This is a genomic window from Streptomyces sp. S3(2020) (genome assembly GCF_013044505.1).
GTDB lineage: Bacteria > Actinomycetota > Actinomycetes > Streptomycetales > Streptomycetaceae > Streptomyces.
Map to the genome: position 1 here is coordinate 1 of NZ_JABERD010000294.1, position 9,561 is coordinate 9,561.

General features: G+C 72.3%; 7 protein-coding genes and 1 pseudogene. 2 read left to right on the forward strand and 6 right to left on the reverse strand.

What is annotated here, in order from left to right:
* Positions 1-125 precede the first annotated feature (125 nt).
* Positions 126-434: pseudogene (locus HLK59_RS52540) on the forward strand (AMP-binding protein); the annotation flags it as partial.
* 378 nt (positions 435-812) lie between these two features.
* Positions 813-1,502, forward strand: a complete 690-nt coding sequence (locus HLK59_RS52545; protein ID WP_346779969.1) for a hypothetical protein — start codon at positions 813-815, stop codon at positions 1,500-1,502.
* A gap of 64 nt (positions 1,503-1,566) precedes the next feature.
* Here the strand turns inward: HLK59_RS52545 and dxs are convergent, their stop codons facing one another.
* The 6 genes from dxs to HLK59_RS45160 form a co-directional block, all read right to left on the reverse strand.
* Positions 1,567-3,900, reverse strand: a complete 2,334-nt coding sequence (dxs, locus tag HLK59_RS45130; protein WP_240983015.1) for a 1-deoxy-D-xylulose-5-phosphate synthase — start codon at positions 3,898-3,900, stop codon at positions 1,567-1,569.
* Positions 3,901-3,985: 85 nt separating this feature from the next.
* Positions 3,986-4,924 carry a Gfo/Idh/MocA family oxidoreductase gene (locus tag HLK59_RS45140; RefSeq protein WP_171147483.1) on the reverse strand — a complete coding sequence of 313 codons (939 nt, stop codon included), beginning with the start codon at positions 4,922-4,924 and terminating at the stop codon, positions 3,986-3,988.
* Positions 4,921-6,030, reverse strand: coding sequence for an Ldh family oxidoreductase (locus HLK59_RS45145; protein WP_171147484.1), 1,110 nt, complete (start codon positions 6,028-6,030; stop codon positions 4,921-4,923). The genes HLK59_RS45140 and HLK59_RS45145 overlap by 4 nt, the downstream gene beginning before the upstream one ends.
* A gap of 89 nt (positions 6,031-6,119) precedes the next feature.
* A complete protein-coding gene (locus HLK59_RS45150; RefSeq protein WP_171147485.1) occupies positions 6,120-7,436 on the reverse strand; it encodes a M20/M25/M40 family metallo-hydrolase in 1,317 nt (438 codons plus the stop codon).
* A complete protein-coding gene (locus HLK59_RS51655) occupies positions 7,417-8,373 on the reverse strand; it encodes a sugar phosphate isomerase/epimerase family protein (RefSeq protein ID WP_171147486.1) in 957 nt (318 codons plus the stop codon). Before HLK59_RS51655 ends, HLK59_RS45150 begins: the two co-directional genes overlap by 20 nt.
* Positions 8,363-9,409 (reverse strand): Gfo/Idh/MocA family oxidoreductase, encoded by a 1,047-nt coding sequence (locus HLK59_RS45160; RefSeq protein ID WP_171147487.1) that lies wholly within the window; start codon positions 9,407-9,409, stop codon positions 8,363-8,365. Before HLK59_RS45160 ends, HLK59_RS51655 begins: the two co-directional genes overlap by 11 nt.
* Positions 9,410-9,561: the final 152 nt, after the last annotated feature.

The window sequence follows — 9,561 nt, forward strand, 5'->3', positions numbered from 1 at the left end:
TTGTGGCGCGTGTATGGCCCCCCGCTCTGATTCTGTTGTTTCTTTCACTGCTCGGGCGCGCACCGAGAGATGCCCCAGGCCGTTCGTCGGCACCGTCAGATGTGTAGAGGAGACAGGCCCACCACCCGGCCGCCACCCGTGTGCTGCGCATCTCCTACGGCCAACTCGCGGGCTACGTCGACCGGTTCGCGCACGCCCTGGACGCCCTCGGGGTACGCGCCGGCGACCCCGTCGCCTTCCAACTGCCCAACCGGTGGGAGACCTGCGCCCTGCTGCTGGCCTGTCTGCGGATCGGGGCCGTCGCCGTGCCGGTGATGGCCGGATACGGCGCCCGTGACCTGGAGAGCGTCCTCGGCGCGGCCCAGGCCCGGGTCTGCGTCGTCCCCGACCGGTGGGAGGGCACGTCCCCCGCCCAGGTACTGGCCGACCTCGCGCCGACCCTGCCGTGGCTGCGTCATCGGGTGGTCCTGGGCGACGCGGCCGCCACCGGCGCGGTCGACTTCACCCGGCACTTCGTGCGCACACCCCACGAACGCTACCGGCGCGACGGCTGGCTGCCGCTGCCCGCCGGCCTCGCCGACCGGATCTGCCTCGCCGTCACCTCACTGGGCCTGCACTGCGCGCACAGCATGGCCATGCACACCCCCAACACCCTGCACGCCGGCCTGGACCCGCGCTCGCGGGTCACCGCGTTCACGGCACTGCCGCTGGCCACGCTGCCGTCCCTGCTGCACACCGTGGTCGGCCCGCTCACCCACGGCGCCACCGTCGTCCTCCAGGACGTCTGGGACCCGGAGACCGCACTGGACCTGATGGCCTCGACCCACGTGCGCGCGGCGCTGGCCACCCCCGCGCAGTGGGCGGAACTCGCCGCCGCCCAGGAGCAGCGGCCCCGCCCGCCGGGCCGGCTGGAGCACGCGCTGCTGCCCGGCCGGGCCGGCGTCACCACGCGCCTGGCACACCAGGTCCACGAGACGCTACGGGTGCCGCTGGACGTGACGGCAAGCGCGGCGCGGGCCGACGACAGCGACCTGGCCCCCGCCGACGCCGGCCGCCACCGGCCGCGGACGCGCGGCCCCGCCTCACCGCTGGCGGTCTGGCAGCGCGATGCCGGTGGGCTGCGCCCGGTCTGGGAGCGGGACCACGGCCCCGACGCCGACCGGCTGACCGGCCTGGACGAGGAGGGCCGCACCGTCGAAGAGGTCGGCGGTGTGTTCCTGGTGCCCGTCACCGAGGTCGAGGAACACCTGCTGACCCACCCGCACGTCGCCGAGGCCGCCGTCGTCGCCAGCACCGACCCCGAACACGGTGAACTCGCCTGCGCCGTCGTGGTCCCCGAAGGCGACCCGCCCTCCCTCCTCGACCTGCGCGCCCATCTGCTGTCCCGGGGCATCCTCGCCTCCCATCTCCCCGCCCGCCTCGAACTGGTCCCGGCGCTCCCTCGCTCCGAGAACGGCCGCGTCCTGCGCCACCGCCTCCAGGACACGCTGCCCACTCCCTGAGCGTGTGCAGCCACGACGGCGCCGCAGCCGAACGACGGCACATCACTGCTCATCCAGCGGAGCGCTAGGCAGCCTCGCCGACCGTCAGCACCCCGCCGGTCCGCCGGTCGAGCGTGGCGGTGATGTGCAGGGCGATGTCACTCGAGGTGAGACTCAACTTCCGTAGGATCTCGGCACGTTCGGCGTGCTCCAGGAACTCCTGGGCGATACCGAACTTCCGCAGCGGGGTGTCCACCCCGGCCGCGCGCAACGCCTGCGCGACCGCCGAACCCACACCCCCGGTCAGCTCGTTCTCCTCGATCGTCACGACCAACCGGTGCCCGGTGGCCAGCGGCACCAGAGCCGGATCGACCGGCTTGACCCAGCGCGGGTCGACGACAGTGCAGCCGACGCCCTCACCGGCCAGCAGGGCGGCGGTGTCCAACGCGGTCTGCGCCATCGAACCGACCGCGACGACCAGGACGTCCTGGCCCTCCCCGCGGTGCAGCACATCGATCCCGCCGACCGTGTCGACCGCGTCGATGTCCGCGTCCACCACCCCGTCGGGGAACCGCACCGCCGTCGGCCCGTCGGTGGCCACGGCCTCCTGGAACAGCTCGCCCAGCCGCCTGCCGTCCCGCGGCGCGGCGATCCGCAGCCCCGGCACCATCTGAAGGATCGACATGTCCCACACACCGTTGCGGCTCGCCCCGTCGTCACCGGTGACACCGGCCCGGTCCAGCACCAGCGTTACCGGCAGCCGGTGCAGGGCCACATCCAGCAGCGCCTGGTCGAAGGCCCGGTTCACGGACATGGCGTTCATCGCCACCACCGGGTGCAGACCGCCCAGCGCCAGCCCGGCCGCCGAGGTGACCGCGTGCTGCTCGGCGACACCCATGTCGAAGGTCCGTTCCGGGAAGGCCCGCGAGAAGGCCGTCAGACCCGTCTGTTCCAGCAGCCCGGCGGTGACCGCGACGACGTCGCGGCGCTGCCGGCCCGCCGAGACCAACTCCTCGGAGAACACCGACGTCCAGGTGCGCACCGGTGTGGCGGGGACCGTGCCGCGGCCGGCGCGCGAGGTGTAGGAACCGCGTGCCCGGTAGCGCTCCAGCTCGTCGTCGGTCCCGGCGGGCGTGTGACCGGCGCCCTTGACGGTCACGGTGTGCACCAGGACCGGTCCGCCGTGCCGGCGGGCCTGCTCCAACGCCTGCTCCAGGGCCTCGATGTCGTGGCCGTCGACCGGACCGACGTACTTCAGCCCCAGCCCCTCGAACGGGTTCTGCGCGACGGCCACCTCCCGCAGCCCCTGCCGGGCACCCTGGAGGCCCTCGTACAGCGTGCCGCCGGGAACCGGGGTGCGCTTGGCGACCACCCTGCCCCACTCCAGGAACCGCTCGTAGGCGGGCGAGCCGCGCAGCCTGGTCGCCCGCCCGGCGGCCCCCGGCGCGGCCGAGCGGCCGTTGTCGTTGAGGACGATGACAACGGGCCGGTCCTGGGCCGCCGCGATGCTGTTGACGGCCTCCCACGCCATGCCGCCGGTCAGCGCACCGTCACCGATCACCGCGACGACCGCACGCTCCCGCTCACCGTTGAGCTGATGCGCCTTGGCCAGACCGTCGGCGTAGGACAGGGCGGTGGAGGCGTGCGAGTTCTCCACCAGGTCGTGCACCGACTCGGCCTGCGAGGGGTAGCCCGACAGACCGCCCGCCCGGCGCAGCGAGTCGAACCGGTCGGCGCGCCCCGTGAGGATCTTGTGCGCGTACGTCTGGTGGCCGATGTCCCACAGGATCTGGTCCCGCGGCGACTCGAACACCCGATGCAGCGCGAGGGACAGCTCCACCACACCGAGGTTGGAGCCCAGATGCCCGCCCTTCTCGGGGACCTTGCGCACCAGCAGGTCCCGGATCTCCCCGGCCAGCGCCCGCAGCCCCTCGTGGTCCAGCCGGCGCAGATCCCGGGGAGAGCCCACCGTGGCCAGCAGCGAGCCCAGTTCCTCCTCACGGGCACGGTGTCCGGCGGCCGGCACGAAACGGATCCCGGCGCCCGGCTCCAGGCCGATCTCCGGTCCGGTGCGCGGCGGATCGCAGGCGATCAGGATGTTGTAGTGGTTGGGGAAGTGGCAGGCGTCCCAGCCCAGGACGGTGCCGATCCGCTCCCGCCCCACCCACACCTCGTCACCGCGGTCCAGCACACCGGCACCGGCGATCTCCGCGAACCCGAGGAAACCGACCCGGTCGACGGTGCCACCCGGCGCGGTGTCCACCTCGTCGGTGGTGACCAGCTCATGCACCTCGCCGCGCTGCACACACCGGCTGGTGTGCTCCTCCAGCACCATGCCCCGGTCGTCACGGTGGTGCTTGAGGACCTTGACGACAGTGCCGTCGACACTCTTCTTACGGCCGTTCTCCGGGTGTGCCATGACGTTCGGCTCCTTGGCGGTACGAGGCTGGAGGTGACGCTGGAGGTGAGACGCGGGGACGGGAGCGGGGCCGGACCACGGCGCTTCAGCCCCGGCCGGCGGGAGGTTCGGCGGCGTAGACCTGACCGACCAGCTCCAGCGTGGCCAGCCCGTCGGGCCACGTCGCCCGCTCACCGCGCAGCACCTCGCCGAACTCCCGCAGCACACCGACGTACTCGTGGGCCAGCGAGCTCTTGAACGCCGGGTAGCCGGCGAGCATGTCGGTGCTCAGCAGGCGGCCGTCGGCGAGGAGGACCTCGACGTCCTTGCGCTCCCCGTGCTCATAGGCCCAGTCCAGGTCCACGACGGCCGTGACACCCGCCGTGTCCTGAAGGGTGACCACCGCCAGCCGGTCGATGCCCAGCCTGTCACGGCCCACGCTGGCCTCCTTGAAGGCCACGTCGTCGCCGAGGAACAGATGCACCACGTCGAACGCGTTGGGCCCGTTGTCCGCCACGCAGCCGCCGCCGCAGCGCGCCGGGTCGAGATACCAGCGGTCCCTGCCGACGTGCTCCTCGATCTTCTCCCAGTAGCGCACGGTGAGCCGCTCGACCGGCACGTCCGCCGGCAGGGAGGCCAGCAGGTCCAGGACGTTGGTGTTGTAGCGGCGGTGGTACGCCGTGAACAGCGCCACCCCCTTCTCCTCGGCCAGGTCACGCAGCGCGCGCCCCTCCTGCACGGTGATGCCGAGTGGTTTCTCCACGCACACCGCCACACCGGCGGCCAGGGCGTCCCGGCACACCTCGAAGTGCACGTCGTTGGGGACGTTGACGACGACCGCGTCCAGCTCGGTCGAGGCCAGCAGCTCACGGTGGTCGGTGAACACGGGGATGCTGTCCCGGTGCGGGTCCAAGGTGGCCTCGTTCACGTCGCACACCGCGGCCAGCTCGATCTCCGGCACCTCGGTGGCCAGCGCGTCGACGTAGAAGCGGGAGATGACACCCAGACCGATGATGCCGATACGGAGACGGGGCTGAGTGGTCATCGGGTCCCTCCAAGGGGGGTCGGAACGGTCAGGGAGTGCTGGACGGCGACCGCCTCCAGCTCGGTGAAGAGCGAGGCGGCCAGCGGGACACCGTGCTCCTGGGCGTGGCGGGCGTGCTGCGCCTCGGGCCAGCCCGGGTAGCGCACGGGGGAGTCGGGGTCCAGGGCGGGAGCGTCGAGCAGCGCACCGAACAGTTCCTCGGACTGCTTGAGGAACGTGCCCTGGTCGCGCAGCCGGCCCGGCGCGATGGCCAGGACGAAGAAGCCGATGTTGTCGTCACGGCCCTTGGTGGACGTCGGCCCCATCTCGGCACCCGGCAGCAGCGCCGCCAGCGCCTCCACCATCAGGCTCAGCGCATAGCCCTTGTACGAGCCGGTCTCCGGCCGCCCGCCGAGCCACTGCAGATGCGCCTCGCCGCGGTCGAACGCCGTCGGATCGGTCACCGGCCGGCCCGCGTCGTCGACCAGCCAGCCCTCCGGCACCGACCGGCCCGCACGGGCCGCAGCCCGCACCCGGCCGGTCGGCACCACCGTGGTGGACATGTCCAGCACATACGGCGGATACGGTCCCGCCGGCGCGGCGATCGAGAACGGGTTGGTGCCCAGCAGGGCCTCCGAGGCGCCCGGCGGCCGGATGATCCGCTGCCCACCGCAGTTGCCCGCCAGGAACCCGAGGGCACCCTGCTCGGCCGCGTGCGCGGTGAAGTGCCCGGCACAGCCGAAGTGGGTGCCGTTGAACAGCGAGACCATGCCGACGCCGTGCGTCTCGGCGCGCTCCAGCGCCAGATCCATCGCGGCCCGCGCGGACCACAGACCGAGCGCGTCGTGCGCGTCGACGAGCAGGGCCGCGCCCCGGTCGGCGACGATCTCCAGATCGGCCGCGGGATCGGCACGCCGGTCGTCGAAGAGCGGCAGATACAGCCGGGTCAGATTGGCCAGGCCGTGCGAGGTGACACCGGTCAGGTCACCGTGGACCAGGGCGCGGGCGGCGATCTCGGCCCGGTCGGGGGCCAGGCCGCGCCGGGTGAACACCTCGGCGGTGAACCCGGCCAGCTCGTGATAGTCCAGACGCACGGTGGTGCGGTCGACGGTCGCAGTGGTGGTCATCTTCTCCTCATTCACAGGAATTCACAGGGGCCGTGACGGAACGGCGCGGGCCATGACCGCTCGCCACGGCCGGGCCGTCCGGGCCGACCTCAGAGCAGTTCGGTGTGCGCGGTCGCGGCGAACGCGGTCAGCAGCCCGGCCACATCCCCCGCGAACGCCTCCAGCTCGCCCCGCTCGGCGAACTCGCTGTCGGCATGCGCGTGGTTGGCCTCCAGGTCACCCGGCCCGAGCACCGCGGTGAACACCCCCGGCAGACCGCCCGTCCAGATCGCGTCGCAGGTGAAGGCCGGCAGGGCGGCGGGCCAGCGGGGCAGCCCCACCCGCCCGGTCAGCAGCTCCTCGGCCCAGCTGTCCTGGGCGTCCAGCGTCGGAAGCCGCCGTTTGAGCCAGTCCACCCGGGTGATCGACGGGCCGTCGGCCGCGGTCTTCGCCAGCAGCGTGCTGTCGGCGAACAGGGCACGGAAGCCGTTCAGCCCCGCCCGCACCTCGTCGTGCAGCGCCTTCTCCAGGGCGGCGCCCTCGGCGGCGGAGCCGTACGACAGGTTCAGCAGCAACTGCCCACTGCCGTAGACCTTGTTGTGCAGCGGCCCCGTCTGCAGCCCCGCCACACACACCTGCCCGCTGACGGACTGGTCGGGCAGCGTCAGCGCCAGATGCCCGGCCAAGTGGCCCAGCAGCACACTCGCGTTGTGCCCGGCGGCCGGCGCGTCGTCGATCGCGTCGTCGCCGTCGACCTGGACACGGGCGGTCATCGCCGCGGTGGAGCGGGTCAGAAGCCGGCCGCGCGTGGGTTCGCAGAAGATGTTCAGCCGGCCCGTGTAACCCCGCTCGACCAGCGACCGGGTGCCGAACACCCCCATGGCGCCGCCCTCCTCACCGGACACCACCTGGATCAGGACCCCGATCTCGGTGCCGATCCGCGCATCGGCGGCCGCCGCCGCGCGGATACCGGCGAGCAACGCCACCGCGGGCCCCTTCGCGTCGATGGCGCCCCGCCCGAAGAACGTGTCCCCGTCCAGCTTCACCGGCTGCCGCCCGGCGACGGTGTCCATGTGCACGTTGAACATCACCGTCGACTGCCGGGGCAGCTCGGGCCCCAGCCGCAGCACCAGACTGGGCTGCACCCGCAGGAACTCGGGATCACGGACGATCGCGGCCCGCACCGCGGCCGGCACCTGCTCGTCGGTGAGCTCCTCCGCCGCGCACACGCCGTGCCACTCGACGGCGAACCCGAACGCGCGGGCCGCCTCGGCGTAGGCGCGCTGGGCCTCCCACAGCCGGACCTCACCGTGCGGCGTGCCCTCCAGCGGACCGGCCGTCGTCAGCGACAACAGATGCAGCAACAGGGCGTCGTCGGCCCCGGTCAGCGGCGTACGGCGCGTTCCCTCAGCGGTCGGAGCGGACACGACTGGACTCCTCTCGAACGGTACGGCGGGGATCGAGGACTTCGGTGGCGACGAGCTGCTCAAGATGACGGCCGTACTCGGCGAACAGGACGGGCCCGTCCTCGCCCAGCTCGGTACGGCTCTCGTGGGGCCGCAGGGCCAGATGCGGTTCGATCGACCAGACACCCGCGTAACCGGCCTCCAGCAGCAGCCGCAGACAGTCCGCGACCCGGCTCTCGCCCTCGCCCGGCAGGGTGTAGGCGGCCGCGGACCCACTGCCCACGGCGTCCTTGACATGGACGTGGGCGACAGCCTCCGGACACACCTCCAGCAGCCGCACCAGTTCGTCGTACGCCCGGTAGTGGTAGGCGGCGCCGTTACCGGTGTCGAACAGCAGCCGCAGCGCGGGACTGTCGACCTCGGTCAGCAGCCGCCACATCCGCTCCGCGCTGCGCCCCGCCCAGCCGGCACAGTTCTCGTGCAGCAGCACCAGCCCGTACTCGGCGGCCCGCGCCGTCAGCACCCGCATCCGGCGGATCACCTCGGCGCCCCAGTCGGCGTCGTCGAGACCGTCGTTGGGATACGACATCACTCTCACGTAGCGGGTGCCGAGCGCCGCGCAGCGCGGACCCAGCCGCTCCAGCTCCCACAGATCGGCGTCGATGCCCTGGCTGATCGGCCGGGACCAGTCGGCGATCCGCGAGTCCACGCAGGCGATACCCAGACCCGCCGCACGCACCGTGCGCACACAGGTGTCGAAGGACTCGCCGTCCAGATCGGCCAGCGCGATCCCGTCGATGCTGCGCAGCTCGATCAGCTGCCAGCCCAGGCTGCTGACCGCCGCGATCTGGTGGTCGAGGCTGCGTCCGGCCTCGTCGCCGATGCCCGCGTAGAGGATTCCGGGCACCGCCTCCCCCCGCGGAAGCGGGCCGACGGCCACGGTGCGGTCAGGAAGCATGAGGCACGACCTCCGGCTGGAAGGCCGCGACCTCGGCCCCCAGACGGGACAGCCGTGCGTGCTCCTTCGCCTCGGCGAGCAGTGTGGTCACACCGGCGTTGAGCTGGAAGTCGGGCTCCAGGTCGGCGCCGTAGGCGAACTGCTCGTAGGCGTGCACCAGGAACCGGGCGAGCGAGTCGTCCCGGAACACCGGCTGCGGGACCAGGCCCTCCACCGACGTCGTCAGGTGGGCGTGGTCGTCGCTCTCGCTGATGGGGTAGTGGCCCACTGCCCAGCCCCGGCTGAAGCCGAGCCGGATGACCCGCTCGCGCAGCGGCGAGGCGAGGTCGGAGAAGATCTCCGTCTGGCAGCCCGCCGTGTGGTCCAGGAAGAGCCGTGCGGCCCCCATCTCGGGCACCACGACGTTCTTCACCCGCAGATCCCGCAGTTCGGCACCCACGGTCTTCGCCTCGCCGGCCAGCGACAGCACGACCCCCACCGAGTGCGGAAGCTCCACGTCGAAGGCGGTCGGATGCCCCTCGGTGGCCAGGGTGCGGGTGATGCGCGGCTTGCGCTGGGCGATGAACACCGTCTCCAGCTCGCCCAGTTCACCGCCCTGCACCAGATCCTGCAGCCGCCGGGTCAGCGCGCTCTGCAGCCAGTGCGCGACCACCATGAGCTCCAGCTTGCGCTCGCGCCGCAGATCGTCGATGGCAGGCAGCTCGGCAACGGTGCCCACCAGGGGCTTCTCCACGAGGATCCGGCGGAATCCGAGGTCGGCGAGCTCGGTCAGCGGGGCCAGACGGTGGGTGGGCGGCGTGCACAGATGAACGATGGTGTTCTCGGGGTCCAGCAGTTCCCGCGCCCGGGTCAGGCTGTCCACGGCGATCACATCGGAGTCCGACAGCTGTGGCGTGCGGGGGTCGGCGTCGTAGACGACGGGTGGCTCGTCGGAGAAGAGTCCGGCATAGCGCTCCATACGGCGCAGACGGCGCAGCACACTCCAGTGCAGTCCGTGGCCGGAGCGGCCGAATCCGACGATCAGCGTCCTGAGCATGGTGGGTTCACTCCTCGGTCAGGCTCGGTCGGTGGTAGCGGGGGCCACCTGAAGTGGCGAGGAACATAAGATTCTTTTCCTGACTTTCCGGGCAGTCGAAGGGCGGCTTCGGACACGGCCCCGGGCGCGCGAGAACGGGGGAGGGGGAGGGG